30 protein-coding genes are annotated in these 26007 nt (G+C 27.1%); 20 read left to right on the top strand and 10 right to left on the bottom strand.

Annotated features, from left to right (window positions below; genetic code table 11):
* The first annotated feature begins 7 nt into the window (after nt 1-7).
* Nucleotides 8-352 (top strand): hypothetical protein, encoded by a 345-nt coding sequence (locus AMYT_RS02360; protein ID WP_114840967.1) that lies wholly within the window; start codon nt 8-10, stop codon nt 350-352.
* 8 nt (nt 353-360) lie between these two features.
* Here the strand turns inward: AMYT_RS02360 and AMYT_RS02355 are convergent, their stop codons facing one another.
* From AMYT_RS02355 to rpsO, 3 genes are all read right to left on the bottom strand, one after another.
* The gene (locus AMYT_RS02355; protein WP_114840966.1) at nt 361-1413 is read right to left on the bottom strand and encodes a DHH family phosphoesterase; all 1053 of its coding nucleotides are present in this window, start codon (nt 1411-1413) and stop codon (nt 361-363) included.
* Entirely contained in the window at nt 1410-1811 is a 402-nt protein-coding gene (locus AMYT_RS02350) for an RrF2 family transcriptional regulator (RefSeq protein ID WP_114840965.1), read from the bottom strand. The genes AMYT_RS02355 and AMYT_RS02350 overlap by 4 nt, the downstream gene beginning before the upstream one ends.
* 153 nt (nt 1812-1964) lie before the next feature.
* Nucleotides 1965-2237: a 30S ribosomal protein S15 gene (gene rpsO / locus AMYT_RS02345; RefSeq protein ID WP_114840964.1), complete on the bottom strand. Its 273-nt coding sequence runs from the start codon at nt 2235-2237 to the stop codon at nt 1965-1967.
* A gap of 133 nt (nt 2238-2370) precedes the next feature.
* On the opposite strand from rpsO, the gene AMYT_RS02340 reads away from it, so the two are divergent.
* Nucleotides 2371-3207: a hypothetical protein gene (locus AMYT_RS02340; protein ID WP_114840963.1), complete on the top strand. Its 837-nt coding sequence runs from the start codon at nt 2371-2373 to the stop codon at nt 3205-3207.
* A gap of 26 nt (nt 3208-3233) precedes the next feature.
* Here AMYT_RS02340 and moaA read toward each other — a convergent pair whose 3' ends face one another.
* From moaA to AMYT_RS02325, 3 genes are all read right to left on the bottom strand, one after another.
* Nucleotides 3234-4202 carry a GTP 3',8-cyclase MoaA gene (gene moaA, locus AMYT_RS02335; RefSeq protein WP_114840962.1) on the bottom strand — a complete coding sequence of 323 codons (969 nt, stop codon included), beginning with the start codon at nt 4200-4202 and terminating at the stop codon, nt 3234-3236.
* Between the two features lie 66 nt (nt 4203-4268).
* A complete protein-coding gene (locus AMYT_RS02330) occupies nt 4269-4895 on the bottom strand; it encodes a Crp/Fnr family transcriptional regulator (protein ID WP_114840961.1) in 627 nt (208 codons plus the stop codon).
* A 9-nt stretch (nt 4896-4904) separates the two neighbouring features.
* A complete protein-coding gene (locus tag AMYT_RS02325; RefSeq protein ID WP_114840960.1) occupies nt 4905-5822 on the bottom strand; it encodes a glycosyl transferase in 918 nt (305 codons plus the stop codon).
* 99 nt (nt 5823-5921) lie between these two features.
* Between AMYT_RS02325 and AMYT_RS02320 the strand changes: the two genes are divergently transcribed.
* The 8 genes from AMYT_RS02320 (at nt 5922) to AMYT_RS02290 (ending at nt 13723) form a co-directional block, all read left to right on the top strand.
* Complete coding sequence (locus tag AMYT_RS02320; RefSeq protein ID WP_114840959.1) at nt 5922-6587, top strand: Crp/Fnr family transcriptional regulator; 666 nt, start codon at nt 5922-5924, stop codon at nt 6585-6587.
* Nucleotides 6584-7561 carry a type IV pili methyl-accepting chemotaxis transducer N-terminal domain-containing protein gene (locus AMYT_RS02315; RefSeq protein ID WP_114840958.1) on the top strand — a complete coding sequence of 326 codons (978 nt, stop codon included), beginning with the start codon at nt 6584-6586 and terminating at the stop codon, nt 7559-7561. Before AMYT_RS02320 ends, AMYT_RS02315 begins: the two co-directional genes overlap by 4 nt.
* Before the next feature lie 225 nt (nt 7562-7786).
* Entirely contained in the window at nt 7787-8113 is a 327-nt protein-coding gene (locus AMYT_RS02310; RefSeq protein WP_114840957.1) for a hypothetical protein, read from the top strand.
* A 17-nt stretch (nt 8114-8130) separates the two neighbouring features.
* Nucleotides 8131-8796 carry a c-type cytochrome gene (locus tag AMYT_RS02305; RefSeq protein WP_114840956.1) on the top strand — a complete coding sequence of 222 codons (666 nt, stop codon included), beginning with the start codon at nt 8131-8133 and terminating at the stop codon, nt 8794-8796.
* Nucleotides 8786-10201, top strand: coding sequence for a cbb3-type cytochrome c oxidase subunit I (locus AMYT_RS02300; protein WP_114840955.1), 1416 nt, complete (start codon nt 8786-8788; stop codon nt 10199-10201). Before AMYT_RS02305 ends, AMYT_RS02300 begins: the two co-directional genes overlap by 11 nt.
* A 12-nt stretch (nt 10202-10213) precedes the next feature.
* On the top strand, nt 10214-10366 hold the full coding sequence (locus AMYT_RS14905) for a hypothetical protein (protein WP_162919456.1): 153 nt from the start codon (nt 10214-10216) through the stop codon (nt 10364-10366).
* A gap of 75 nt (nt 10367-10441) precedes the next feature.
* A complete protein-coding gene (locus tag AMYT_RS02295) occupies nt 10442-12091 on the top strand; it encodes a nitrite reductase (RefSeq protein WP_114840954.1) in 1650 nt (549 codons plus the stop codon).
* Nucleotides 12092-12154: 63 nt separating this feature from the next.
* Nucleotides 12155-13723 (top strand): cytochrome D1 domain-containing protein, encoded by a 1569-nt coding sequence (locus AMYT_RS02290; RefSeq protein ID WP_114840953.1) that lies wholly within the window; start codon nt 12155-12157, stop codon nt 13721-13723.
* Nucleotides 13724-13732: 9 nt separating this feature from the next.
* Here AMYT_RS02290 and AMYT_RS02285 read toward each other — a convergent pair whose 3' ends face one another.
* The gene (locus tag AMYT_RS02285; RefSeq protein WP_114840952.1) at nt 13733-13918 is read right to left on the bottom strand and encodes a hypothetical protein; all 186 of its coding nucleotides are present in this window, start codon (nt 13916-13918) and stop codon (nt 13733-13735) included.
* A gap of 125 nt (nt 13919-14043) precedes the next feature.
* Here AMYT_RS02285 and AMYT_RS02280 point away from each other — a divergent pair, with 125 nt between their 5' ends.
* Genes AMYT_RS02280 through cobA form a run of 4 tightly spaced genes read left to right on the top strand, consistent with a single transcriptional unit; the run spans nt 14044 to nt 17305 of the window.
* On the top strand, nt 14044-14355 hold the full coding sequence (locus AMYT_RS02280; RefSeq protein ID WP_114840951.1) for a c-type cytochrome: 312 nt from the start codon (nt 14044-14046) through the stop codon (nt 14353-14355).
* Nucleotide 14356: 1 nt separating this feature from the next.
* Nucleotides 14357-15478, top strand: coding sequence for a radical SAM/SPASM domain-containing protein (locus AMYT_RS02275; RefSeq protein ID WP_114840950.1), 1122 nt, complete (start codon nt 14357-14359; stop codon nt 15476-15478).
* 1 nt (nt 15479) lies between these two features.
* A complete protein-coding gene (locus AMYT_RS02270; RefSeq protein WP_191287679.1) occupies nt 15480-16574 on the top strand; it encodes a cytochrome D1 domain-containing protein in 1095 nt (364 codons plus the stop codon).
* Nucleotides 16574-17305, top strand: coding sequence for a uroporphyrinogen-III C-methyltransferase (gene cobA / locus AMYT_RS02265; protein WP_114840948.1), 732 nt, complete (start codon nt 16574-16576; stop codon nt 17303-17305). Before AMYT_RS02270 ends, cobA begins: the two co-directional genes overlap by 1 nt.
* 6 nt (nt 17306-17311) lie before the next feature.
* Here cobA and AMYT_RS02260 read toward each other — a convergent pair whose 3' ends face one another.
* The 3 genes from AMYT_RS02260 to AMYT_RS02250 are packed head-to-tail and all read right to left on the bottom strand — an operon-like array spanning nt 17312 to nt 18940.
* On the bottom strand, nt 17312-17953 hold the full coding sequence (locus AMYT_RS02260) for a Crp/Fnr family transcriptional regulator (RefSeq protein WP_114840947.1): 642 nt from the start codon (nt 17951-17953) through the stop codon (nt 17312-17314).
* A 41-nt stretch (nt 17954-17994) separates the two neighbouring features.
* Nucleotides 17995-18375 (bottom strand): hypothetical protein, encoded by a 381-nt coding sequence (locus AMYT_RS02255; RefSeq protein ID WP_114840946.1) that lies wholly within the window; start codon nt 18373-18375, stop codon nt 17995-17997.
* Nucleotides 18365-18940 carry a precorrin-2 dehydrogenase/sirohydrochlorin ferrochelatase family protein gene (locus AMYT_RS02250; RefSeq protein WP_114840945.1) on the bottom strand — a complete coding sequence of 192 codons (576 nt, stop codon included), beginning with the start codon at nt 18938-18940 and terminating at the stop codon, nt 18365-18367. The genes AMYT_RS02255 and AMYT_RS02250 overlap by 11 nt, the downstream gene beginning before the upstream one ends.
* Before the next feature lie 142 nt (nt 18941-19082).
* Between AMYT_RS02250 and ahbB the strand changes: the two genes are divergently transcribed.
* From ahbB to AMYT_RS02220, 6 genes are all read left to right on the top strand, one after another.
* Complete coding sequence (gene ahbB, locus AMYT_RS02245) at nt 19083-20078, top strand: siroheme decarboxylase subunit beta (protein WP_114840944.1); 996 nt, start codon at nt 19083-19085, stop codon at nt 20076-20078.
* A gap of 11 nt (nt 20079-20089) precedes the next feature.
* Nucleotides 20090-20479, top strand: coding sequence for a hypothetical protein (locus AMYT_RS02240; protein WP_114840943.1), 390 nt, complete (start codon nt 20090-20092; stop codon nt 20477-20479).
* Between the two features lie 433 nt (nt 20480-20912).
* Complete coding sequence (napA, locus tag AMYT_RS02235; RefSeq protein ID WP_114840942.1) at nt 20913-23729, top strand: nitrate reductase catalytic subunit NapA; 2817 nt, start codon at nt 20913-20915, stop codon at nt 23727-23729.
* 49 nt (nt 23730-23778) lie between these two features.
* Nucleotides 23779-24588 (top strand): ferredoxin-type protein NapG, encoded by an 810-nt coding sequence (gene napG / locus AMYT_RS02230; RefSeq protein WP_114840941.1) that lies wholly within the window; start codon nt 23779-23781, stop codon nt 24586-24588.
* The gene (gene napH, locus AMYT_RS02225; RefSeq protein WP_114840940.1) at nt 24581-25408 is read left to right on the top strand and encodes a quinol dehydrogenase ferredoxin subunit NapH; all 828 of its coding nucleotides are present in this window, start codon (nt 24581-24583) and stop codon (nt 25406-25408) included. The genes napG and napH overlap by 8 nt, the downstream gene beginning before the upstream one ends.
* Nucleotides 25395-25997 (top strand): nitrate reductase cytochrome c-type subunit, encoded by a 603-nt coding sequence (locus tag AMYT_RS02220; protein WP_114840939.1) that lies wholly within the window; start codon nt 25395-25397, stop codon nt 25995-25997. Before napH ends, AMYT_RS02220 begins: the two co-directional genes overlap by 14 nt.
* The last annotated feature ends 10 nt before the right edge of the window (nt 25998-26007 follow it).

The following is a 26007-nucleotide window of genomic DNA, read 5'->3' as shown; positions in this document are numbered from 1 at the left end:
GAAAAAAATGTTATTACCCAATAATGCAACTAAAATACAAATAGAAAATACAACTGTAGATTTTTATGAGTTTGAAAAAGATAATATCACATATTTATATTTTGATACTTCATTATGTGGAGTACCTGAGCCTATGATAAATGCAATGGCAGGATTAAAAGCTATAAATGATACTAATAAAAAACTAATTATGAAAAATCATCAACTTCCAAATGGACTTTTTCCAAAAATTGATAAAGTATTTGATTTTGAAATACAAAGACTTGAAGAAGGAGATGTATTAATTACATTTGCATATAAAAAAGACTCCTTAGCCGAAGTAGATTTTTCAAATAATAAATGTTTGGGATAGAGTAATAATTACTCTATTGCTTTTAGTTTTTCTTGTAAGTAGTTTTTTACTTCAGTATAATCTATTGTCTCTTTAAAATCTTCAAATTTAGCACCACTAGCATTAATATGCCCACCACCATTTGCTAACTTTTGAGCCATTAAAGAAACATCAACTTTGCCATTGGCTCTAAAACTTGCATTTCCTTTTTTACCGATGTCTATAAAAAAGCCATAATCACTATTTGCTTTTAAAAAGGCATTTGCAGGGATTGAAATAGAACCTAAAGTATAAGTTAAAAGACCTTTATGCTCTTTATAAAATACTGTTAAACTTTCTTTTAAATCCTCAAGTGAATTAACTAAATATTTTGCACTTAAATTATCAATTGTATCATCAATTCCATCCACATTTAAAAACTGTTTTTTTAATAAATGAACATCATTATCAAGTTTTATATTTCCATTTTCTAAACTTATATATGTTGCTGCTTTTTTAAGTAAAAATAGTCTTAGTTCTCTATTTAAATCAGCAAATAATACATTATTTATCTCTCTTACACGACTAATCATACTTAAAAGAACTTTTCCAAATTCAAAGTTTTGTTCTTCCTCTTCAAGCCATATATCAATGGCATTTACACAGTTTATTAAAGGGTTTATCCAAGTATCTATCTCTTTTGAAAAACCATTAAATTCTTCATTTAAATAATCATATGTAATCTTAGCAGCACATCTTTTTAAGTCCAAAAAATACCAATCAAATTTTTCTGCACTTTTTTGACCAGTTGCGTGGTGGTCTAATACTTGTAATTTAATTTGATAACCATCTTTTTTTAATTTTTTTATTTCACTATCTAAATCTTTTGATTCTTGATAAGTTAAATTTAAATCTGTAATTAAAAAAAGTATTTCATCATTAGTATTAAGCTGTTTTATTAACTCAATTACTTTTTTAATACTTAATTTTACTTCTAGTCCATAATTAGCATTAAGAAAAAATCCTGTTTTAAAAAACTCTTTTGTTAAAAGCTGGCAAGAGTAACCATCCAAATCAGTGTGAGAGATATGAAATAGCCTCATGAAGCTATGTCCTTAAGAGTTAGATTCTCTAAGAACAAATTTATTTTATTTTGAAGGTTATTTAACAAAGGCCAAATAGTACAAGTATTTGCAATATCAGAAGGACATGAATGTTGAGAGGGAGAACATTCAAAAACTGAAGGTATTCTTTCTTCTGCAGCAGTTGTAATTTCTAATATTGTAAGTTCATCATATGGCTTTTTTAAAGCAAATCCTCCATTTACTCCCCTATGAGATACAACAATATCATGTTTTGCTAAATTTTGCATGATTTTTGCTAAAAATGATTTTGAAATATTTAATTCTTTTGATAAAACATCAACATTTTTAGGATTTTCACTTTTTGCAATTGATATTAAAGAGAGTAAAGCATATTCGCTCTTTTTTGTTAATAACATATTTTTCCTAATAATTTTTAATAAATATTATTCTACTAGAACTAAAATTAATATTAATTATTTTTATAAACTAAATTTTTGTTTTTATAAAAAGTTCAAAAAAAAAGGTTGCAAGAAATCTTGCAACCTTTTGAACTAAATTTAAAACTAAAATTATTTAGCTCTAATTCCTAATTCAGCAACTATTGAAGTAAATTTCTCATAGTTAGTTCTTTTTAGGTAGTTTAAAAGTCTTTTTCTTTTACCAACCATTTTTAATAGACCTAATCTTGAAGAGTGATCTTTTTTATTAATTTTTAAATGCTCAGTTAATACTTTAATTTGCTCAGATAAAATAGCAATTTGTACTTCTGAAGAACCTGTATCTTTTTCCGCTCTTTGGAATTTTGCAATAATACTTGCTTTTACTTCCTGATCTAAAGCCATAATTGACCTCCTAATAGGTATATAATTAATTTCACTTACAATTAAATGAACGCGAATTATATGTAAACTATCATTAAAGTTAGTTTAAGTTAAAAGAAACTAAGGTTTCAAGAATAAAATAAAAAGGAAATTAATGTTAAATATAACATATAAAAAAGAGATTATTCATAAACTTTATATGCTAATTGCTTTTATCATGTTTGCTTTAGTAATGTATCAAGGGCATATACAAAAAGGTGGTATTTATTCTATTTTGATGTTTATATCTTTATTTTTAATGGCCTTTCAAATTGCTTGTATTTTATATGTACTTTTTATTAAAAGAAAAGCTGAAATTTCTATTGATGAGAACTATATTTCTTGGAGTATTTATGATAATAATAAGATATATAAACAACAAAAAATAAAATTAGATGAGATAAAAGAAACTAAAACTGAAATAAATTATTTAACAGGAAATATCTACTCAAATTTTACTATTACTTTTACTTTAAAAGATAATTCAATAATAACTTTTACAGATGGCATTTTATATGATATTGGTATAGAGAAAGCTCATGAAATAGCTAGATACTTATTAGAACATAATTTAGGTGAACCAAAAGATATAGAGTTTGCAAATTTAGTAAAGCAATTAAATATTGATATAAAAAAAGAGCAAAAATTTACAAAAAAAATGCAAAACTCATACATTGTGGGAGTTATTTCAAATAATAAAAAAGAGTTTTTAGCTTTAAGATTACAAATTGAAGCAGTATATAAAGGATACAATGATATTAAAAAAAACAGTGTAAATGAATATTTAGTTGAAAACTTAGAAGTTAAAAATAGTTATATTCATCTAAAATCAAATGCTATTGGATATATGGTAGAGTTTTATAATGTAAATAAAAAACCTGAACTTAAAATGCTAAATGAGTTTAAAGGTGCTACTATTAAAAATAAACTAGCAAATATAGTTAGAAAATAAGTACTAGTTAAAAACTAGTACCTATATTATCCCCCTGTTTGATAAAAGGCTCTTGTAGAAGTTTCGCTTGTATCTTCTTGAGACCATTTATTTTTTTCAGGTTTATTTTTTAACACTTCTTTTAAAATATTTACAGCTTTATCAATTTCATTGTTTTGAACTGCCTCTTTAATACTCATTGCATCTTCAAAATATAAACATGGTATTAAATATCCCTCAGCAGTTAATCTAATTCTATTACATGAAGCACAAAAATCATCTTTATGGGGTTCTATAATCCCAAATTCATATCCATCTTCTAATTTATAATATTGAGCAGGAGAACTTGAATCCCTTGGTACTACTTCAAAATTATATTTTCTTGAAATTATATTTTGTATTTCTAGTGAAGTAAGTCCCTTTGCAGTATCTTTTGCATGTTTATTTTCCATAAACTCAATAAATCTAATTACATAGCCTTTTTCTTTACAAAACTCTAAAAGATCAATAAGTTCATTATCATTTATGCCCTTCATAGGAACACAATTAATTTTTATTTTTAGCCCAACTTCATGAGCTTTTGCAATTCCTTCTAAAACTTTTTCTAAAACATCTTTTTGTGCAATTTTTGCAGCAACATCTTTTTTTAAAGTATCTAAAGAAACATTTATTCTTTTTAATCCTGCATCTTTTAACTGTTGAGCAACTTTAGGTAAAAGGTAACCATTTGTTGTTAAAGCTAAATCAATATCACTTTTATAATCATATATCATTTTTACAAAACAGTCTAAACCTTCTCTAAGTAGAGGTTCACCACCTGTAATTCGAACTTTCTTAATACCTTCATCAATTGCAACTTGTATAAATTTAAATAAATCTTCATAAGAAAGTAGGTTCTCTTTTGGTACCCATGAAAAAGGTTTTTCAGGCATACAGTATTGGCATCTAAAATTACATCTTTCTGTTACAGACACTCTTAAATAATCAACAATTCTGTTGTGTCCATCTATTAACATTTTTTTCTCACTTTTTTTTTAAAAATTTTAAAAGCATATTATAAAAAAGCTTAATTTTATTAAATTTTAATTATAAAGTAAAATTAATTCTTCTGTATTTATACTTTTATTTTTTATATTTATATAGCCATTATCTTTAAAATTTCTAAGAACTCTTGATAGTGTTTCAGGAGTTATATTTAATAATTGAGCTATTAAAATATTCTTTGTTTTAAAGAAATCATCTTTATTTTCCACAATATATTTGGCAACTCTTTGATGGGTATCTAAAACTAATTGTGACGAAATAATTCTTTCTAAATTCTTTATTTTTTTTATTAATGAAGCTTGAATTTTTAAAGCTAACTCTTCATTTGAATAGATAATTTTTCTAAACTTTTCAAAATCTATTTTTAAAATTTCACAATCAGTATAAGCCAATGCAGTGGCTGGATAAGGGATTTGTTCAAAGTTACTAAGTTCAGCAATTAGTTCATTATCATAAAAATACTTCATAACAATTTCTTTATTATTACTTCCACTTTTATAAAGTTTTACAATTCCTTTAACTAAAAGGTGAAGATATTTAGAATCATCACCTTCATAAAAAATTATATTCTCTTTTGAATATTTTATAATAGTTGAATACTCTTTTATATTTTCTAAAATTTTTTCATCTAAATTCTTAAAAAAGTATATATCTTCTAAATTCATTTCAAACCTCTAATTTAATCTTTCCCATGCTTCATTTAAAGAGTTTACTCTATTTGCAAATACTAAATATAATGCAATATTAAATTTACATAATTTAATTATTTCTTCATCTGGACTATTTATTATAGCTTTTGCTTCATTTAAAGAAATATTATTATATTCTTTAGAATAATTAATTCCAAAATCTTTAAGTTCAAAACTATAATCTTTTATTTCATCACCTTCTAATTTCCAATATTTTCCATCACTAAATACTTCAGGACTACCTTCTGCACCTTTTACAACAACTATATTTTTATAATAGTCTTTAAATACTTCAATATACTTTTTTACATACGGTCGATGAAAAGCAGTAGTTACAGCATATTCACTTTTTGCAACTCCTAATAGTTTCTCAACTGTATTAAATACTGTTCTAAGTGCTAATTCTTGCCGTAAAGAAGTTAAATCGCTTAATTGTTTTAAATATTCTTGTCTATTAAAAATATAAATATTTTCACCTAAATCATAATCTTTTACAAAATCATTTGCACAAATTCCATTTTTAGCAGGTTGCAAAAAATCTGTTGAAATAACTAAATTTAAAGGTTTAATATCACTATTTTTTAGATGAAATTCTTTTAAAATATCTTTATATAAGGGGAATAAAAAAGGATTTCGTACTTTTCCATCAAAAGAGTAACCAAGTTCTAAAGAATTTTCTATATTTGAAAACTTTATAAAGTTTCTTAAAGCTTTTACACAAGCTTTTAATTCTTCATCAGATTCTAGCTTTACCCTAAAACCAATTAAAAAAGCACCAATTTGTGCATCAGTTGCTTGCCTATTTAAGATTTGAGTAATTGCATCAATTACTTCAAATTCTTCTAAATTTCTATTACCTTTTATCCCCGTACCTACGGCTTTTATATATCTTTTAAAACTCATTTTTTTCCTTGAATAAACTTAGTTTATAACTTATTTAATTAAGATTTATAATAGGATAATATAGAATAGCTTAAACAAAAACATTAATAAGGTTTAATTTTGTCACTACAAGAAGTCATAAGCTCAATAGATTTTTTTAATGAATTATCACAAGAACAAGTAAAAAAACTATCAGAAATTTCAAGAATAAATAGTTATCCACAAAACTCTATTTTATATTATGAAAGTGATATTAATAATTCACTTATGTTTTTAGTTAGTGGATTAATAAAAATCTATAAAGTTGATAAATTTGGTAATGAAATATTTTTATATCATATTTATAAAAACAATATGATTTCAGAGCTTTCATCAATAAATACAAACAATATATATTGTTTTTCAAATGCTGAATTTATTGAGGACTCAATTATCTTATCAATTGATTTTGTTAAATTTAAAGAAGAATTTTTAGATAAAAATATACTTACTTCTAAACTAATGGAAGCTTTACTAAATAAAACACATCAACTTCAATGTATTATAAATAGAGAATTAGTATTTGATGCAACAGCAAAAGTTGCTTTTATGCTAAATCAAGATTTAGATATGTTTAATAAGTTAAAAAGACAAGAGGTTTCTTTTATGCTTCATATTCAGCCAGAAACACTTTCAAGAGTACTAAAAAGATTAAGCAGAAACCAAATAATAGAGATTGAAAATAGTATAGTTTCAGTTATAAATAAAGAGGCACTTGTATCAATTTTTAAAGGAATTGGGATATGAAACAAACAACAATTAGTACAAAAATTAAAACAATTGGATTATTATTTATAATCTTAATGTCTAGTATTATAGGAACAACTATTTATTTAAATGCAAAAAATGAAAAAGATGCACTTATTATAAATATTGCTGGAAAACAAAGAATGCTTACCCAAAGAATTTCCAAAAATGTATTTTACTTATATCATAATAATAAACATAGCTTTTCAGAATTAGATAATGCTACGCAAGAATTTATATATAATTTAAAATCTTTAAAAGATGGAAATTCTTTATTGGGTATTGAAAAAGCCCCAACTACTTCAATTTCAAATCAAATTTCAAAAGTTGAAATTTTATGGAGTAATTTTTATTCAAATATTTTAAAAATTAAAGAATTACTAGAAAATAGAAATGAAACAAATCAAAAAATATTAAAAAACTTAGTAGATACAATTTATGAAACAAATAACAATTTATTAAATGAAGTAGATGTTATTGTAAGTTTATATACAACTTATGCAGAGAAAAAAACTGACTCTATAAAGTATTTTCAATATATTTTTGCACTTATGATTATTCTTTTAGTAATTTATAGTTTTTATCAATTAAAATCAATGGAAGAAAATGCTAAAAAGTTCCTTGAGTTATCAAAAAAATTAAAAGAAGAAAATATTACTGAACCTATTGATTTAATAAACTTTGAAGCTGAAAAAGAGATTGTTGAAGCAACTGATACTCTAAATTGTTTTATTCATAAAATAAATGCTGCAATGGATTATTCAAATAATGCTTCAAAAAGATTAGAAGATTTAACTAATGAATTTGATCAAATTTTAGATGAATTAAAAGATTCACAAGACCTGTCAAATCAACTTTATAAAAGTGAAGATATGGTTATAGAATCTCAAGAAAATCTTTTAAACTTTACACATAAACTTCAAGAATTAAAAAAAGAATTAAATACCCTTGCAATTAATTGTAAAAATAAATAATCCATAAAAAGGGCCTTTAGATAAAAGGCCCTTTTTTTCTCTATTATTGCTTAATTATAAAATTTACTTTATTTATCTAATTTGTTTATTTTCTAAACATTTTTTGTTTAATAATTTCAAATAACTTCAATAATTATAAAAAATTGACATATGTCATTTTTTTAAGTTTATTTTTAGACTAGAATTTTTTTATGGTTCATATATTGTCAATAAAGGAGAGAAAATATGGATGTTGTTTTTATAAGAAGACCAGAAATTGCATTGGATGATTTTTTACCAATATTTTTATCTTCTTCATTTGTATTGTTATTTGGACTATTTTTTGTAGCTATTTATACGCTAGTAAAAATGGACAAACTAAAAAGAATATATATGCCATTTGCATATATATTTTGGGGTTTGCAAACATATTGTATGTATTTTTTTGCAACGAAGATACAAAGTGATTCTTTTACAGTTAAAGTACTTATGGTAACAATGATTTGTTATCTAATTCTTCCCCACTTGTATTATTACTTAAATCTTCGTTCAGAAGAAAGATATGAACAATAAATCTTAGGAGGAACAAGGTGTCTAGAAAAGTTGTTTCAGTATGGACGAGTATCCCTTTTTGGAGAAAATCTGCTGCTTGGGTAACTGGATTTGCCGCTATATTATTAATTTGGCTTACTTTTGACTCTATGAGTCAAATTAGTATGGGAACAGATACAGATCTTAGAAATGGTATTACCAAAAGAGTACCCGCTCCAACAGTAATTAATTATAAAATTACTTATGAAATGGATATAAAAAGAGGTCATGAGGTGCCAAAAATTGGTGAAAAAGAAAAATTCTTTGGAAGAGATGATTGGTCTGAAGAAGAAGCTTCATCTCTTTTAAGACTTGGGAAATTAGCTTCTCAAGCTAAAAACTGTATGAATTGCCATACCCTATTAGGAAATGGTGCATATTATGCTCCTGATTTAACAAAAGCTTGGTTAGATCCAGCATGGGAGAATTATATTTTAATGACAGATTCTAAAACAAAAGAAGAAGCAATGTCAAAATTTTTACAAAATCCTTCAATGTATCCATCACATGAAAGAATGATGCCAAATCTTGGTATTACACAAAAAGAAGCGATGGGACTTGTAGCTTTCTTAAAACATATGTCATCTATTGATACAAATGGATTCCCAAGAAACTTTGGAAGAATGTCTTTAGATGGTAAGACAGGAGCGATTCATGGCAAATAATTTACAATTTGAATCAAAAAAATTAGCAATTAAGTATTTTACTGTTGCAGCTATATTATTTGGTGCACAATTACTTATGGGACTTATTGCAGCAACTCAATTTTTATTTCCAAGCTTTCTTTTTGAAGTATTTGATTTTAATGTTGCAAGAATGGTTCATATTAATGCTTTAGTAGTATGGATGCTTTATGCAATGATTGGTTCAGTATATTACTTACTACCTGATGAAACAGAAATTGAAACAGTAGGAATTAAACTTGGAAATATTGCTTTTTATATATTAACAGCTGCCGTTACAGTTGTTGTATTAGTATATATTTTAGTTCAAGTAGGGCCTGCAACTGAAAGTACAATTTGGTTTATTAATGAAGGTAGAGAATATATTGAAGCACCAAGATGGGCTGATATAGGTATTGTTGTAGTGGTTTTAGTATTTGTTTTTAACCTTTTTGCAACAGCTGCAAAAGGAAAACAAACAGGTATTGTAACAGTTCTTATGGCAGATGTTTTAGCCTTAGCTGGTTTATATCTTGCAGGTATGTTCTTTACAGAAAATATTTCAGTTGATCAATATTGGTGGTGGTGGGTAATTCACTTATGGGTTGAAGCTACTTGGGAAGTATTTGTTGGATGTTTAGCAGCATATGGACTTATTAAAATTATTGGTGCTAGAAGAGAAATAGTTGAAATGTGGTTATGGATTGAAGTAACTATGCTTTTTGGTTCTGGTATTTTAGGATTAGGACATCACTATTTTTGGATTGGAACACCTGAATATTGGTGGGAAATTGGAGCACTGTTTTCTGCACTTGAGCCAGTACCTTTAGTTGCAATGTTTGTGCATGTAATTTATGATTGGGGAAAAGAGACTGGGTTAAAAGAAGGAACAGAAGAAAAAACTATGAACAATACTCCTGCTTTTGCTTGGTTTGTTACAAATGCTTTTGGTAACTTTTTAGGTGCAGGTGTTTGGGGATTTTTCCACACTTTACCACAAATAAATATCTATACGCACGGTACGCAGTTTACTTCTGCTCACGGACACTTAGCCTTTTTTGGAGCATACGCAACAATTTTAATAGGTATGTTTTATTTAGGATTACAAGGTAAAAATGGTATCAAAGTTTTAAAAGCAACATTTGCTTCTAAAATGGCAATTTCATTAATTACTATTGGAGTATTAGGAATGACTGTATCTTTAACTATTGCAGGTTATGGACAAGTATTAGTTGAAAGAGCTCAAATGGGAGCAACTTGGCAAGCTTATTTTATTTCACAAAGTTTACCATGGTTTGTACAAGGTATAGGTTGGAGACTTGTTATGGGTGTTGTAACTTTTATTGGATTTATATTCTTAATAAAAGATTTATTAACAACTTCAAAAAGTCCAAGACATATTTATTAATAAGGAGAAAAAATGATAGATCCATTTGTAGATGTAGTACCAAGTTTTTTTGCTACATTAAATCAAGGTCCATTAACTTTAACTCTATTTTTACATACAATAATTGTACTTCCAATGTTTTGGATTTACAAAGCAGAGAAAAAAAGATTAGAGGAAGAGAGTTGAGATAAGGTTTACAGTTAAGGCTTAAACTAATAATAATTAGTTTTTTATTTATTTCAAAGGAAGGAGATAAATATTATGAAAATAAGAAGAGTATTAGGTATATTAACTATTAGTTGTTTAGGATTAACATCATTAGTTAATGCAAAAGAGATTAAATTATCAAAAGAAGAGATGCAAAAAGCAACACAAGTATATTTTGATAGGTGTGCTGGGTGCCATGGAATGTTAAGAAAAGGGGCATTGGGACCTAGTTTAGAAGCTACAAGATCAAAAGAATTTGGAACAGAAACATTAAAACACATTATTAATTTTGGAACACCTGGAGGAATGCCAGGTTGGGGAAAAACAGGAGAATTAACAAAAGAAGAGACTGAATTAATGGCTAAATATATTCAAATAGAAGCCCCTCTTCCTCCTGAAAAATCTATGGCTGATATGAAGAAGTCTCATAAGATACTTATTCCAGTAAAAGATAGACCAAAAGCTCCAGAAGCTGAAAATTGGAAAGATTACTTTGCAGTTATCTTAAGAGATGTGGGAGAAATTGCTATTATTGATGGTGTTACAAAAAAAGTAGTTTCAGTGGTACCATCTGGATTTGCAACACATATTACAAGAACAGGGGCTTCAGGAAGATATATGTATGTTATAGGAAGAGATGGAAAAGCCTCAATGATTGATTTATGGATGAAAGTTCCTAAAAATGTAGCTGAAATTAGAACTTGTAATGATGCAAGAGCTATTGATACATCTAAACATCCAGACTATAAAGATAAATATGCAATTGTTGGATGCTACTGGCCACCTTCAATTGTAACATTAGAAGCAGATACTCTTGAACCTTTAAAAATTGTTTCAACTGCAAGTTATACTTATGATACACAAGAATTTACAAGAGAAGCTAGAGTTGCAGCAATTATTGCTTCACATGAAAGACCTGAATGGGTAGTTAATATAAAAGAGACAGGTCAAGTTTGGCTATATGATTACTCAGATATTAAAAATCCAAAAATTACTATGGTAGATGCTGAAAGATATTTACATGATGGTGGATGGGACTTATCTAAAAGATATTTTATGACAGCAGCAAATGCTAGAAATATAATATCTGTAATTGATACAGTAAAAGGCAATTTAGTTGCTAATATACCTTCACAAGGAATTAAGCCTCATCCAGGTAGAGGTGTAAATGTTAATTCTAAAAAATATGGTCCAATTTGGGGTTCAGGACATATTGGTTCAAATGATATTATTTTTATTGGAACTGATCCTGTAAATTATCCACAAAATGCATGGAAAGTTGTGAAAAAAATCTCACTTCCAGGTGAAGGAGGAGGAAACTTATTTATAAAAGGACATCCAAACTCACCATATATTTTTGCAGATAGACCAGTTAATCCAGATAGAAAACTTCAAACACAAATTTATGTAATAGATAAAGAGAGTTTAGAAGTGGTTAAAACTATACCTATTCCTAAAAAATATTTAACTCCTGCAAAAACTGAAGATGGTAAAGAGGTAGCTTCAAGAGGACCTGTACATTTTGAGTTTAATGCAGATGGATCTGAAGTTTGGACATCAATTTGGGGTAATAAGCTAAAAGCTAGCCCAATTTTAATCTATGATTCAAAAACTTTAGAACTAAAATCTGTAATTGATGATAAAAGATTAATTACACCAACTGGTAAATTTAATGTAACTAATACAATGACAGATACATATTAATTTATCTCTTAGTATCAAGCTATATGCTTGATACTAAATATCTAAAATGAAAGGCTTGAAACCATGAAAACTAAAATAAAAGTCTTTTTTTTATTAACTATTTTTTTAAGTAATGTTTTTGCCTTAGATGGTGCTTTTGTTCATGCAGTTGAAGCATTGCCTAAAAAAGAAGTTGGTAAAGAGTTATATAATAAATACTGTGCAACTTGCCATCATAAAAAAAGAATAGGTCTAGAAGGCCCTCCTTTATTACCCAAATTTTTAAAAAAATTTAGTGAAAAACAGTTAGCTTTAAAAATAAAAGATGGTTTTCCTCAAACTTTAATGCCAAAATATGATTTTTTAAATCCTTATGAATTAACTTCAATAGCAAGATATATAAAATCTCCTATAAAAGAGAAAATTCAATGGAATAAAGAAGATATTTATAACTCAATTACTTCATTTAATGACCCTTTAAATCCTTTAAAAATAAAAGATATAGAACAAGTTTTGCCTGTTGTTGAAAGGGATGGTTCTAAAGTTTGGATTATGGAGGATACAAGAGTTTTAAGTAAATTTAATTTGGCAAATGTGCATGGAGGTATAAAATATAGCAATGATGCAAAAAATATCTATGTTCCCACAAGAGATGGTTGGATACAAAATTACTCTTTAAAAACAGCTCAAAGATTAAATAAAGTAAGAGCTTGTATAAATTTACGAAATATCTCTTTAAGTAATAATGGAGAATATCTTTTTGCCACTTGTTTACTTCCTGAACAAATAGTAATAATAGATACTAAAAGTATGATACCACTAGAAGTAAAAAAACTAGAAGGAAAAGTTTCTGCTTTATATGAACTATATTCACAAGATAAAGCAATATTTACTTTTAGAAATAAACCTTTACTTGCTAGTATAAATACTAATACTTTTAAAATAAATTATATAAATATAAAAGAGCCCATTGAAGATTTTTTTATAGATCCTTTTGAAGAGTATTTAATAGGAACAGCAAGAAAAGGTGAAGTTTTAAGAGTATTTGATTTAAAAACTTCAAAAATGGTATTTGAATATAAGATGAAGGGAATGCCACATCTTTTTTCTGCAACATATTGGTATAAAAATGGAAACTTTTATTTTGCAACACCCCATATAAAAAAGCCTTATATAACTGTTTGGAAAATGTATAATTGGCAGTTTATTAAACAAATTGATATAAAAGGAGATGGTTTTTTTGTAAAAACTCATCCAAATACTGCTTATCTTTGGGCTGATAATGGAAGTGATAAACTTATTTTAATAAATAAAGAAGATTACTCTATTAAAAGTTTTATACCAAGAAAAAATAAACAATATATTCATACAGAATATAGTGGAGATGGCAAATATACTTATTTAAGTATTTATGAAAAAGATGGAGAAATTATAGTTTTAGATACAAATAGCTTTAAACAACTTGCCTCTTATAAAGCTAATATTCCTGTTGGTAAATATAACTATATAAATAAAAATAGAAAATTTTATCCTAGACTTTTTGGTTGGGATATTTTTAAGCAAAAGTGTAAAAATATGCTTCCTTGTGAAAACTTAAAATTAAATACTTATGAAAAAAAGAGTTTAGATGCTTTTTTAAAAACCTTAAAATAGGGATTATACTTATAAAAAGTATAATCCTACTCCAAATATCAAAGATAAAGCTATTGTAATTGCTACAGTTAAAAAATCATACATTTTATCACTAATATTTATAAATTTTTCTAGATATTCAACTATTTTCATAGCTGGATATATCATAAAAATTAAAAGAACAATTGAAAAAACTAATATCATTACTATTTGCATCTTAAATCCTTAGACTTTTATTATATATTTTATCTTATTTTATTTTTTATTTATTGATAAACATCAAGTACAAGATTGTTCTATTATGATAAGATTATTATAGTTAAAGCATAAAGGAGTACAAAATGTGGCTTGTATTTAAAATACCACTTGTACTAATGTCTCTTTACACATCGGTTTTTTCAAATGATAAGGTATTTAAAGAGTATTGTTGGGGTTGCCATCATCAAACATCTGTTGCTTTTGGTCCTTCTTTTGAAGAAATTGCAAGTAAAAGAACTTATGGAGAAATTCAAGGTCATATAATTGCACCTAGGTCTACTTATATACAACTAGGCTATAAAAGATCAGTTATGCCAAGTTTTAAAGATAAACTAACTATTAAACAATTAGATGAAATTACAAATTTTATAATCTCATTTAAAAAAGAAAACTAAAATGTTACGTCTATCAAATCTAATAAAATCAACATTTGAAGAGACTCACTCTAAAATGTTAAATGGCTCAATAATAATTTGGAATTTTACAAATCGCTGTAATTTACTTTGTCATCACTGTTATAGTAAAGCAGATATTTATGAAAAAGATACTCTTACTTTAGAACAAATAAAAAAAACCACAAAAGAACTAAAACAATCAAATATAAACTTTGTAATCTTTTCAGGGGGAGAACCTCTTTTAAGAAAAGATATTTTTGAAATAGCCTCTTATATGAAAGAACAAAAAATTTTTACTTATTTATCAACAAATGGATTTTATATAAATAAGAAAAATGTAGAAAAAATCATAAATACTTTTAATTATATAGGTATTTCTATTGATGGAATTGAGGATATACATGATAATTTCAGAGGACACAAAGGTGCCTATAAAAAAGCTATTGACTCTATTAAACTAATACAAGAACATGGTGGAAATGTAGGTATTAGATTTACTCTTACAAAAGAGACTCAAGATAGTTTTTATAAGATGTTTGAGTTAGTAGAAAAGTTAAATGTAAAAAAATTTTATATCTCTCATCTAGTATATTCAGGACGAGGAAAAGAGAATTTAGATATTGATATTTCAAAAGAAAAAAGAAGAGAATATGTTGAATATATTATAGATAAAGCTTTTGAATATTACAAAGAAAAAAAAGATATAGATATTGTTACAGGTAATATGGAGATGGATGCCATAATTCTTTTAAATAGATTTAAAAAAGATTATCCCCATAAAGCTTTAAATTTAGAAAAGAGATTATTAAACTGGAAAGGTAACTCTTGTGGAAGCAGATTAGGAAATATAAATTGGCAAGGAGTTGTAAAACCAGATCCTTTTTTCCCTTTTGCTATTGGTAATTATCTACAAATGTCTTTTAATGAAATTTGGAATAATTCAAAAAATGAGATTTTAAATAAATTAAGAAATTTTCCAAGAAAAATAAAAGGAAAATGCAAAATATGCAAATATATCAATATTTGCAATGGAGGCTCAAGGGCAAGAGCTTATGCTTTAAGTGGTGATTTATGGCAAGAAGATCCTTCTTGTTATTTAACAAATGAAGAGATTAGGAGTTAAAATGAAGCTTTTTAAAATATATTTATTTGTATTTATAATATTAAATTCTTTACAAGCAAAAGAGAAGATTTTTATAGTTGAAAGAGAAGACTCGTCACTTGCAGTTATTTCTAAAGACTCTAAAAAGAACACAATAAAAAATATGAAAAATATGAATCATGGTGTTGTAAAGTTTAAAGATAAAGATGGCTATGTTATTTCAAGAGATGGATATATAATTAAATTTGATCCTATTTTAGAAAAAATAACAGCTACTTATAAAACTTCAAAATCTGCAATTGGTTTTGTTGTAGCAAAGTATTATGTGGCAGTTGCAAATTATGATGATAAAAGCGTAGATATTTTAACAAGAGATTTAAAACCTATTAAAAAAATCTTTACTGATTCTAAAAACGTAGGTATAAAAATTTATAACAATTATCTAATTTTTTCACAAATGAATAAAGATACTATTTCCATATATAAAGATTTAAATCTAGGAGAAAAAGAGCCTAATTTTAAACTTTATAAAGAATTTAAAGAAGTTGGAGAACTTCCTTTTGATGCCATGATAAAAGATGAAAAATATATTGTTGGTTTTTTTACTTCTAAGCATTTTGGAGTAGTTGATTTAAAGAAAATGGAATTTCAAAAAGTAAAGATTTTCTTAGATGAAAATAGACAAATGGTTTTAAAAGTTCCACATTTTGGATTTTGGTCTATTGGTGGAGACAAAGTATTTGTACCAGCTGTAGGAGATAAAAAAGTATTGGTATATGATAATAATTTTAAATTTATTAAAAATATACAAACAAAAGGATTACCTGTATTTACAAGTTTAAGCCCTAAAAAAGATTTTCTTGCTGTTACTTATTCAGGAAAAGATTTTCCAATAATTGAAATAATTGATACAAAAACTTTAAAAATTATAAAAAGTTTTACATTTGATGGAAAAGTTTTACATTTAAGATGGTCAGAAGAAAAACCTAAATTATATGTGTCTATAAATGATTCAAATAAAGTTGCAGTAATTAATACTAAAAAATGGATAGTTCAAAAAGAGATTTTAGATATTAAAAAACCTTCTGGAATATTTATTTATAAAAGGAGTGAATAATGGGAAAAGTATATTTAACAGGAGCAGGTCCAGGAGATATGGAATTACTAACTTTAAAAGCAGTAAAAGTAGTTGAACAAGCAGATATAATTATTTATGATAGACTTGCAAATCCACAGATTTTAAACTTAGCAAAAAAAACTTGTGAAAAAATCTATGTGGGAAAAAAAGATGGAAAGCACTGTGTTCCACAAGAACAAATAAATGAGATAATCTACCAAGCAGCTTTAAAATATGAAAATGTAGTTAGATTAAAAGGTGGAGATCCTTTTGTGTTTGGAAGAGGTGGAGAAGAGGCTATTTATCTTTATAATAAAGATATAGAATTTGAAATTATTCCAGGTATAACTTCTTGTATTAGTGTTCCAGCATATGCAGGGATTCCAGTAACACATAGGGGAATTACTACTTCTTTTAGAGTAGTTACAGGACATGAAACTTCAAATAAAAAAATCTCACAAATTCAATGGGAAAGCTTTTTAAATGATGAAACTATTGTTTTTTTAATGGGTTTTCATAATATTAAACTTATTACAAATAAGCTTCTTAGTTTAGGCAAAAGTAAAGATTATCCCTGTGCAGTAATTTCAGAAGGTACTACAAAAAATCAAAAAGTAATAGTTTCAACTTTAGAAAAGATTGTTGAAGCTTCAAAAGATATGTGTACACCTGCTATTATAATTATTGGGGAAGTAGTAAATTTAAGAGAGAAAATAAAGTGGTTTAAATAACCACTTTTATTTTTGTAGTCTAAAAATATCTTCTAATTTTTCTTTATTTATTGTTTTATTTTTTATATCAATTATACCTTCATCTTTAAAGCCCTTTAACATTCTAGACAAGGTTTCAGGAGAGATATTTAAAATCTCTGCAATAATTATATTTTTAGTATTAAAAAACTGCTCTGGCTGCTCATAAATATATTTTGCTATTCTTTCTTTTGAGTCTAAAACAATATGTAAAGAGACTAATTTTTCTAAATTTCTTATTTTTTTTATTAAAGAAGTTTGTATTACAAAAGCAAGTTTTGGATCTGAATAAATAATCTCTTTTAATTTAAAAAAATCTATTTTTAAAACTTCTGAATCAATAAAACATTGAGCAGTAGCTGGATAAGCAATATTTTCAAAATTTGCAACTTCTGCAATAAACTCATTGGCATGAAAATATTTTAAGATTATCTCTTTATCATTGGAAGAGGTTTTATACACTTTTATAATACCTTTTGTAAGAAGATACAAAAACTTTGATTCTTCTCCTTCATAAAATAAAATATTATCTTTTGATAATCTTAGTATAGAAGTTATTTTCGCAATTTTATCTAAGGTATTGTCATCTAAATCTTTAAATAGAAAAATCTCTTTTAATTTAGCTTTCATAAGAATCCCTTTTTTAATATGCCATTAAATTAAAGAAGAGTTTATTTTAGTTGAAAATACTCTCTTACCCAATTTAATTCCTCATCTGTTTTTAAAGTTATTTTTGTAACTTCTTTTTTATCTTTATTATAAATAATTAATATATTTTTATCTAATTTTAAAAACTCTTTTCCCCACATCTTTTCTAGTTGTTCCAATCTTAAAAAAACTTGCTTTGCAGGTGGCTTTTCTTTAACCCCAGTTGTTTTATCAACAATAGATAAGCCCCCTGCTCTTTTTTCAATAATATAAGGTATATAATTTTCTAATATGGTATAAACTCTTTTATTTTTATATGAGGGCATTGATTCTTTTAAAGCAAAAATACTTAAAAACATAAAGATAATAAAAAAAGCGATAATTAATAGGGGTTTAGATTTCATTTTTATTCCATTTTTCTATATACTCTTTTGCTTGCTTATCTAAAAACTTCATTCTATCTTTACCTTTAGGCATAGTTTTTCGATACTCTTTCATCTTTTTTAAAAATTCATTTACATTATTGGGTATAATTTTTTCTAAATAAATTCTAAGATTTTTTGCAAAAGCAGGAGAAGTTCCTGAAGTAGAAATTGCAATTGTTAAATCTCCTTTTTTTATATATGAAGGAAAAATAAAATCACAACAATTAGGTAAATCCACACAATTACATAAACAATTAAACTTTTTTGTTTCAATATATATTTTTTCTTGTAAAGAAATATCATCAATTGCTACAATAATAATATCATAGCCCTTTATATCACCAATCTCATACTCTTTTTTTATATATTTTAAAGAATTTAAAGTAATTAAATCCAAAATATTTTCAGTAAAATCTTTTGAAAGAAGTGTTATATCAGATGTAAATTCAAGTAGATGTACTAATTTTTCTTGGGCAATAATGCCTCCACCAATTATTAATACTCTTTTTTTTTCAAATTTTATAAATGCTGGGAAATATGCCATATATTCTCTTTTACTTATTCTTAATGAGTAATTATATTTAAATTTATACCTAAAAACCTTAACTTAAATCAATTATTGTTTTATGTCAATGTTTAGAAGTAAAATTATTGTTATACTTGAAAAATTTAATTTGGATATAAAAATGAGAAATGAAATTTTATATAGAATACAAAAAAATTTTCCTCTTACTAAAAGACCTTTTTTTAAAATTGCTCAAGAGTTAAATATAAGTGAAGAAGAGGTGTTAAAAATACTTCAAGATGAGAAAAAAAACAAGATTATAAGACAAACCTCTGCTATATTAGATACAAAAAAACTAGGCTTTACGTCCTCTTTAGTTGCCTTTGAAGTAAAAGAAGAAAATATTAATAAAGCAGTAGAGATACTAAACTCTCATCCTGGAATTTCTCATAATTATGAAAGAAACCATAGGTATAATATATGGTTCACTCTTGCTATTTCTCCAAATTCAAAAACTACTTTAGAAAAAACTGTTAAGTGCCTTGCAAATTTATGCAAAGCAGAAGATTATATAGTTTTACCCACTTTAAAACTTTTTAAAATCTCTGTTAAATTAGATACTACAAATAAACAAGATAAAAAAGAAAAAGTTATAAATAAAGAGTTTAAAACTATGCAACTTAATCAAATACACTTAAATGTTATAAAAGAAATACAAAATGATATTGAATTTATAAGTGAGCCTTTTAAACATATAGTAGAAAAACTAAATTTGGATTATAAAGAATTTTTTACTATTTTAAAACAGTTTGAAGAGTGTGGTATTATGAGAAGATTTGCTTCTATTTTAAATCATAGACAAGCAGGATTTAATGCAAATGCAATGGTTGTATGGGATATAGAAGAAAAAGATGCTTCAAAAATAGGCAAAATTGCTGCAAGTTTTTCAAATGTTTCCCATTGTTATTTAAGACCTAAATATAAAAACTGGAACTATAACTTATTTACTATGATTCATGGAAAAACACAAAAAGAGACAAATGAAGTTATAAAAAATATAGAAAAAGAGATTGACTATAAATCAAACTTACCACTTTACTCTTCTAAAGAGTTTAAAAAAACTAGAATTAAATATTTTAGTGATGATTTTAAACTTTGGGAAGATAAATATTTATAAAGGATTTACAAATGGAACTATTTTTAAAACTTGAAGCGGGATATTTAGCTATTGCAGCTTTTATTTTAATAATTACTATTTTTGTAACAACAAGAAAATTTATGCCTCCAAATGCTCTTAAAAAAGGAGTCTTAATTATAAGTATTATGCTTAGTATTTTTATTGGAACACACTATTTTGTTACTACAAATAGAATACACAAAGTAGAAACTGCCTTTAATGAAGGTAAAAAAGTTATTTGTGAAAGTAAAGCCTTAAGAAAAGTTGCTCAAAGTGTAATTATTGAAAAATCAAATGATTGGAGTTTAAATAACCATCTTTTCAGCTCTGCAAATTATAAAAGAGATTTTTTTAGTGCTAGATGTATTGAGTATTTTCCAATAGAACTTAAAATTAAGTAACCCCATACTAATTTATTTTTTTAAGAATTAAAACTTTTTTTAATTCTTAAACTACTTTAAAATACCTAAAAAAAGAACTTTAATCAAAATTTTAAACCTTAAACTCATTTTATTGTAACTTTTTTGTAATTATGATAAATTATAATTAAATAATCAATATCTAGTTCTTTTACTATCTTTAGTAATTGTAATCTCTTTTAGCTTCCAAATAAAATAAAAGGCTTCAATATGAGTTATTTAGCCTCCTAAAATAAATTCTTATTTTTAAATTCGCTCTTTGGTGTGTTTTTTAATTAAAACTTTATAACTATAAAGTGTCATTAAAAAGGACAATTATTATCTTAATTAAAACTTATAAAATTTGACTAAGGTCAATAATTATAAGAAAAATAAGTGTTACAATTCATATGAAACAAAAAACAAAGGAGATAAAATGTCGCTTTCAAGAAGAGATTTTCTTAAAAGTTCAGCCGCAGCTTCTGCAGCCGCAGCGATTGGTATGAATGTACCTGCGCCTTTACAAGCAGCAGCAAGTAAAACTGAGGGTGACTGGAGATGGGACAAAGCAGCTTGTCGTTTCTGTGGTACTGGTTGTGGGATTATGTTAGCTACTAAAAATGGAAAAATTGTAGCAGTAAAAGGTGACCCAGCAGCACCAGTAAATAGAGGTCTTAACTGTATTAAAGGTTATTTTAACGCTAAAATAATGTATGGTGCAGATAGATTAAAGCAACCTTTATTAAGAGTAAATGAAAAAGGTGAATTTGACAAAAATGGTAAATTTGCTCCTGTTTCATGGGAAAGAGCATTTGATGAAATGGAATTTCATATTAGAAAAGCATTAAAAGCTTCTGGACCTGAAGGTGTTGGAGTATTTGCTTCTGGACAATATACAGTTATGGAAGGTTATGCAGCTCAAAAAATGATGAAAGCTGGATTTAGAAGTAACGCAATTGACCCAAATGCAAGACATTGTATGGCATCTGCTGTTGTTGGTTTCTATCAAACTTTTGGTATTGATGAGCCATCTGGATGTTATGATGATATTGAACTAACTGATACTGTAGTATCTTGGGGTTCAAATATGGCAGAAATGCACCCAATTTTATGGTCAAGGGTAACTGATAGAAAATTATCAGATCCAGAAAGAGTAAAGATAATTAACCTTTCTACTTATAGACACAGAACTTCTGATATAGCAGACATTGAAATTATCTTCAAACCAAATTCAGACTTAGCTTTATGGAACTATATTGCAAGAGAAATTGTATATAACAACCCTGAATCAATTGACTGGGATTTTATTAAAAAACATATTATCTTTGCAGCAAGCCCAGTAAATATGGGTTATGGTATGAGAAGAGCTGGTGAAAAAGCCATTACTGAAGGTAAATATACAGCTAAAGAGATGGAAATCATTGAAAAAGAGATGAAAAAAGTAGTTTCTGAAGATGAAGCTCCAGCACTTGCACCATATGGTTATAAAGCTGGTGATGTTATGGTTAATAACCCAGCTGGATTAAAACACTGGGAAATCTCTTTTGAAGAGTATAAAAAATTCTTAGAGCCTTATAATGCTGATTATGTAACAAAAGTATCTAAAGGTAACCCTGATGAATCAGATGCAGTATTTAAGAAAAAAATTAAAGAATTAGCTGATTTATATATTGAAAAAGGAAGAAAAGTTGTATCTTTCTGGACAATGGGTATGAACCAACATACAAGAGGTACTTGGGTAAATACACTTGCATATAATGTTCACTTTTTATTAAATAAACAAGCAATTCCAGGTTCAGGAGCATTTTCTTTAACTGGTCAGCCAAGTGCTTGTGGAACTGCAAGAGAAGTTGGTACATTTACACATAGATTACCAGCAGATATGATGGTAGCAAATGCAAAACATAGAGAAATCACTGAAAAAGCATGGAATGTTCCATTAGGAACAATTAACCCTGTTGGAAATCAACATATTATGAAAATCCATAGAGATATTGAAGATGGTGTTGTTAAATTTGCATGGGTTAATGTATGTAATCCATATCAAGATACTGCAAGTGCTAGTCACTGGATTAAAGCAGCAAGAGAAATGGATAACTTTATTGTAACTTCTGATGGTTACCCAGGTATTTCAGCAAAAGTATCTGACCTTATTTTACCAACTGCTATGATTTATGAAAAATGGGGAGCTTATGGTAATGCAGAAAGAAGAACTCAACATTGGAGACAACAAGTATTACCAATAGGTGATTCTATGTCAGATATTTGGCAATGGGTAGAGTTATCAAAAAGATTTACAGTTAAAGATTTATGGGGTGAATGGACACTAAGAAATGGTAAAAAATTACCAAGTGTTATTTCTGAAGCTAAAGCTATGGGATATAATGAAAATACGACTATGTTTGATATTTTATTTGCAAATAGTAAAGCTAAATCTTATAAATTAAGTCAAGAAGACCCAATTCAAGCAGGTTTTGATAATACTGAAGGATATGGAGATAGCAGAAATGTTAAAGGAAGTGATGGAAAAACTTGGGAAGGGTATGGATTCTTTATTCAAAAATACCTATTCGAAGAGTATGCAGACTTTGGTAGAGGACATGCACACGATTTAGCTGACTTTGATACTTATCATAGAGTAAGAGGATTAAAATGGCCAGTTGTTGATGGTAAAGAGACTCAATGGAGATTTAATACTAAATATGACCCATATGCAGCAAAAGCAAATAAAAAAGCTGGAACAACTGAAAATTCTCATGCTTTCTATGGAAAATTAGCAAAAGCTTTACCATATGGTGATTTAAAAGGTGTTACAAACCCTAATAAAACTCCATTACCAAATAAAGCTAAAATCTTTGCAAGACCTTATATGGATGCACCTGAAATGCCAGATGAGCAATATCCAGTATGGTTATCAACAGGAAGAGTATTAGAGCACTGGCACTCAGGAACAATGACAATGAGAGTTCCAGAATTATATAGAGCAGTACCTGAAGCGCTTTGTTATATACATCCAGAAGATGCTAAGAAATATGGAGTAAAACAAGGTGAATTATGTTGGGTTGAAAGTAGAAGAGGAAAAGTAAAAGCTAGAGTTGAAACAAGAGGAAGAAATAGACCTTCAAGAGGACTTGTATTTGTACCTTGGTTTGATGAAAAAGTATTTATTAATAAAGTTTGTGCGGATTATACTTGTCCAATGTCAAAACAAACAGACTTTAAAAAATGTGCTGTAAAAATTTATAAAGCATAATTTAAATTGAAGATGAAATTCATCTTCAATAAAAAAAGGGAGTATTGTCTTGAGCAATAACATTCCAAAAAAAGATCAAAAAATGAATAGAAGAGAATTCTTCTTAAATAGTGCAAGAGCAGTGGGTCTTGCTGCTTTAGGTGGATTAATGTGGAGTGCATATGTGGATGAAGTAACTGCATCAACACTTCTACTTAGACCACCTGCTGCACTAAAAGAAGATGATTTTCTAAAAACTTGTATTAAATGTGGTATGTGTGTAGAAGCCTGCCCATATGATACATTAATGTTAGCAAAACCAGGAGATAATAAACCACTTGGAACACCATATTTTGTCCCAAGAGAGATTCCTTGTTACATGTGTCCTGATATTCCTTGTGTCCCAGTTTGTCCAACTGGTGCACTTGATGAAAAATTAGTAACAACAAATAATAAGCTTGATATTAAAAAAGCTGATATGGGTGTTGCTGTAATAGATGATAATAGTTGTATTGCTTTTTGGGGTATTCAATGTGATGCCTGTTATAGAGCTTGTCCAATTTTAGGAGAAGCAATCACAGTTGAATATACAAAAAATGAAAGAACAGGGAAACATGCCTTTTTAAAACCCGTAGTTCATGCAGATGCATGTACTGGATGTGGTTTATGTGAAAAAGCTTGTGTTACAGAAAAAGCAGCTATTTTTGTCTTACCAAGAGAAGTTGCCTTAGGTAAAGCTGGAGATTATTATATCAAAGGCTGGGATAAAAATGATGAAAAACGGCTAGAAAAGGCCACAAGTAAAATTACTAAGACAAAACTTAGTGAGAGAAAAGCAGTAGATAGTTTAAATGATTTAGGAGGAATTTTAGATGATTAATTTAATCAAAAAAAATAGATTCCTACTTCTAAGAAGAGTTTCACAAATCTCTTTAATGGTACTTTATATTGCTGCTAATATTTGGGGACTTAATATTTTAGTTGGAAATCTAAGTTCATCAAAATTATTTGATGTTATCCCACTTAGTGACCCTTATGCTGTATTGCAAATGTTTGCAGCAGGTGCGCTTATTGCAACGGATATTATAATTGGTGCAGTAATAATTATCCTATTTTATATGTTTATAGGTGGAAGAGCATTTTGTTCTTGGGTATGTCCTGTTAATATGATTACTGATTTAAGTAACTATATTAGAAGAAAATTTGAATTTAATAAAATTCAAAAAAGACAACCAGCAAGTAGAAATATTAGATATTATGTTTTAGCTTTAAGCTTAATTATCTCATTTTTTATGGGGATAACTGCTTTTGAGTTTATTTCACCGGTATCAATGATACATAGAGGAATTATTTTTGGTTTAGGTTTTGGTTGGGCAGCTATATTAATTATATTTTTATTTGATCTTTTTGTGTTAAAAAATGGCTGGTGTGGTCATATATGTCCAATTGGAGGATTTTATTCACTTATTGGGAAATTTAGTTTTATTAGAGTTCATCATAATCATGAGAACTGCACAGCTTGCATGAAATGTAAAGAGGTTTGTCCAGAATCACAAGTGTTATTTATGGTAACAAAAGATTCAATTCCTGTAGTTTCAGGAGAGTGTACAAACTGTGGAAGATGTGTAGAAGTATGTGATGATGAAGCTCTTAACTTTTCGATAAAAAATTTAAAAAGGAAATACAATGAAATTAACTAATATTGCTTTAGGTATTGCAACAGCTGCTGCAATATTTGTTGCAGGATGTGTGTCAAGCCCACAAACTGTTAGTGAAGAGTCTTTAGGCTTAAGAAAAACAGACCTGTATACTGAGCAAACAACAGTAGCAGATAAAACAATGTACAAAGAAGCTGTACCAGGAACAGGAGTAACATTTGAAAGAGCATTTGAAAATGCACCTCCAATGATTCCACATAGTGTAGATGGTATGTTACCAATTACTATTAAAGATAATCAGTGTACAACTTGTCACTTACCTGGAATTGCTGAGTCTATGAATGCAACTCCAATTCCAAAGTCACACTTTACTGACTTTAGACCAGAAACACATTTATCAAAAGATGGTAAAATAGTAAAAAATGGAAAAACAGTTGAAAATACAAGTGATTTACTTGTTTCAAATAGAAAGCTAAATGATTTAGCAGGAGCTAGATTTAATTGTAGTCAATGTCATGCACCACAATCTGAAGGGCAATTAGTTGATAATAATTTTAAAGCAGATTTTAGAGCTACAGATGCAAATAAAGCATCTAACTTAATAGATAATATTAACGAAGGTGTTAAATAATATATAAAAT

The sequence above is a fragment of the Malaciobacter mytili LMG 24559 genome (genome assembly GCF_003346775.1).
Lineage (GTDB): Bacteria > Campylobacterota > Campylobacteria > Campylobacterales > Arcobacteraceae > Malaciobacter > Malaciobacter mytili.
This window is presented reverse-complemented; position numbering and strand designations above follow the sequence as displayed.

Excerpts from the sequence above, each read along its gene's own strand:
- AMYT_RS02275 (WP_114840950.1), top strand. The coding sequence starts at position 14,357 with ATGTTACGTCTATCAAATCTAATAAAATCAACATTTGAAGAGACTCAC.
- AMYT_RS02250 (WP_114840945.1), bottom strand. The coding sequence starts at position 18,940 with ATGGCATATTTCCCAGCATTTATAAAATTTGAAAAAAAAAGAGTATTA.
- AMYT_RS02325 (WP_114840960.1), bottom strand. The coding sequence starts at position 5,822 with ATGAGTTTTAAAAGATATATAAAAGCCGTAGGTACGGGGATAAAAGGT.
- AMYT_RS02330 (WP_114840961.1), bottom strand. The coding sequence starts at position 4,895 with ATGAATTTAGAAGATATATACTTTTTTAAGAATTTAGATGAAAAAATT.
- AMYT_RS02350 (WP_114840965.1), bottom strand. The coding sequence starts at position 1,811 with ATGTTATTAACAAAAAAGAGCGAATATGCTTTACTCTCTTTAATATCA.
- AMYT_RS02310 (WP_114840957.1), top strand. The coding sequence starts at position 7,787 with ATGGATGTTGTTTTTATAAGAAGACCAGAAATTGCATTGGATGATTTT.
- AMYT_RS02315 (WP_114840958.1), top strand. The coding sequence starts at position 6,584 with ATGAAACAAACAACAATTAGTACAAAAATTAAAACAATTGGATTATTA.
- AMYT_RS02300 (WP_114840955.1), top strand. The coding sequence starts at position 8,786 with ATGGCAAATAATTTACAATTTGAATCAAAAAAATTAGCAATTAAGTAT.
- napA (WP_114840942.1), top strand. The coding sequence starts at position 20,913 with ATGTCGCTTTCAAGAAGAGATTTTCTTAAAAGTTCAGCCGCAGCTTCT.
- AMYT_RS02240 (WP_114840943.1), top strand. The coding sequence starts at position 20,090 with ATGGAACTATTTTTAAAACTTGAAGCGGGATATTTAGCTATTGCAGCT.
- AMYT_RS02285 (WP_114840952.1), bottom strand. The coding sequence starts at position 13,918 with ATGCAAATAGTAATGATATTAGTTTTTTCAATTGTTCTTTTAATTTTT.
- AMYT_RS02255 (WP_114840946.1), bottom strand. The coding sequence starts at position 18,375 with ATGAAATCTAAACCCCTATTAATTATCGCTTTTTTTATTATCTTTATG.
- rpsO (WP_114840964.1), bottom strand. The coding sequence starts at position 2,237 with ATGGCTTTAGATCAGGAAGTAAAAGCAAGTATTATTGCAAAATTCCAA.
- cobA (WP_114840948.1), top strand. The coding sequence starts at position 16,574 with ATGGGAAAAGTATATTTAACAGGAGCAGGTCCAGGAGATATGGAATTA.
- AMYT_RS02295 (WP_114840954.1), top strand. The coding sequence starts at position 10,442 with ATGAAAATAAGAAGAGTATTAGGTATATTAACTATTAGTTGTTTAGGA.
- AMYT_RS02270 (WP_191287679.1), top strand. The coding sequence starts at position 15,480 with ATGAAGCTTTTTAAAATATATTTATTTGTATTTATAATATTAAATTCT.
- AMYT_RS02280 (WP_114840951.1), top strand. The coding sequence starts at position 14,044 with ATGTGGCTTGTATTTAAAATACCACTTGTACTAATGTCTCTTTACACA.
- AMYT_RS02355 (WP_114840966.1), bottom strand. The coding sequence starts at position 1,413 with ATGAGGCTATTTCATATCTCTCACACTGATTTGGATGGTTACTCTTGC.
- AMYT_RS02290 (WP_114840953.1), top strand. The coding sequence starts at position 12,155 with ATGAAAACTAAAATAAAAGTCTTTTTTTTATTAACTATTTTTTTAAGT.
- ahbB (WP_114840944.1), top strand. The coding sequence starts at position 19,083 with ATGAGAAATGAAATTTTATATAGAATACAAAAAAATTTTCCTCTTACT.
- moaA (WP_114840962.1), bottom strand. The coding sequence starts at position 4,202 with ATGTTAATAGATGGACACAACAGAATTGTTGATTATTTAAGAGTGTCT.
- napH (WP_114840940.1), top strand. The coding sequence starts at position 24,581 with ATGATTAATTTAATCAAAAAAAATAGATTCCTACTTCTAAGAAGAGTT.
- AMYT_RS02260 (WP_114840947.1), bottom strand. The coding sequence starts at position 17,953 with ATGAAAGCTAAATTAAAAGAGATTTTTCTATTTAAAGATTTAGATGAC.
- AMYT_RS02220 (WP_114840939.1), top strand. The coding sequence starts at position 25,395 with ATGAAATTAACTAATATTGCTTTAGGTATTGCAACAGCTGCTGCAATA.
- AMYT_RS02340 (WP_114840963.1), top strand. The coding sequence starts at position 2,371 with ATGTTAAATATAACATATAAAAAAGAGATTATTCATAAACTTTATATG.
- AMYT_RS02360 (WP_114840967.1), top strand. The coding sequence starts at position 8 with ATGTTATTACCCAATAATGCAACTAAAATACAAATAGAAAATACAACT.
- AMYT_RS14905 (WP_162919456.1), top strand. The coding sequence starts at position 10,214 with ATGATAGATCCATTTGTAGATGTAGTACCAAGTTTTTTTGCTACATTA.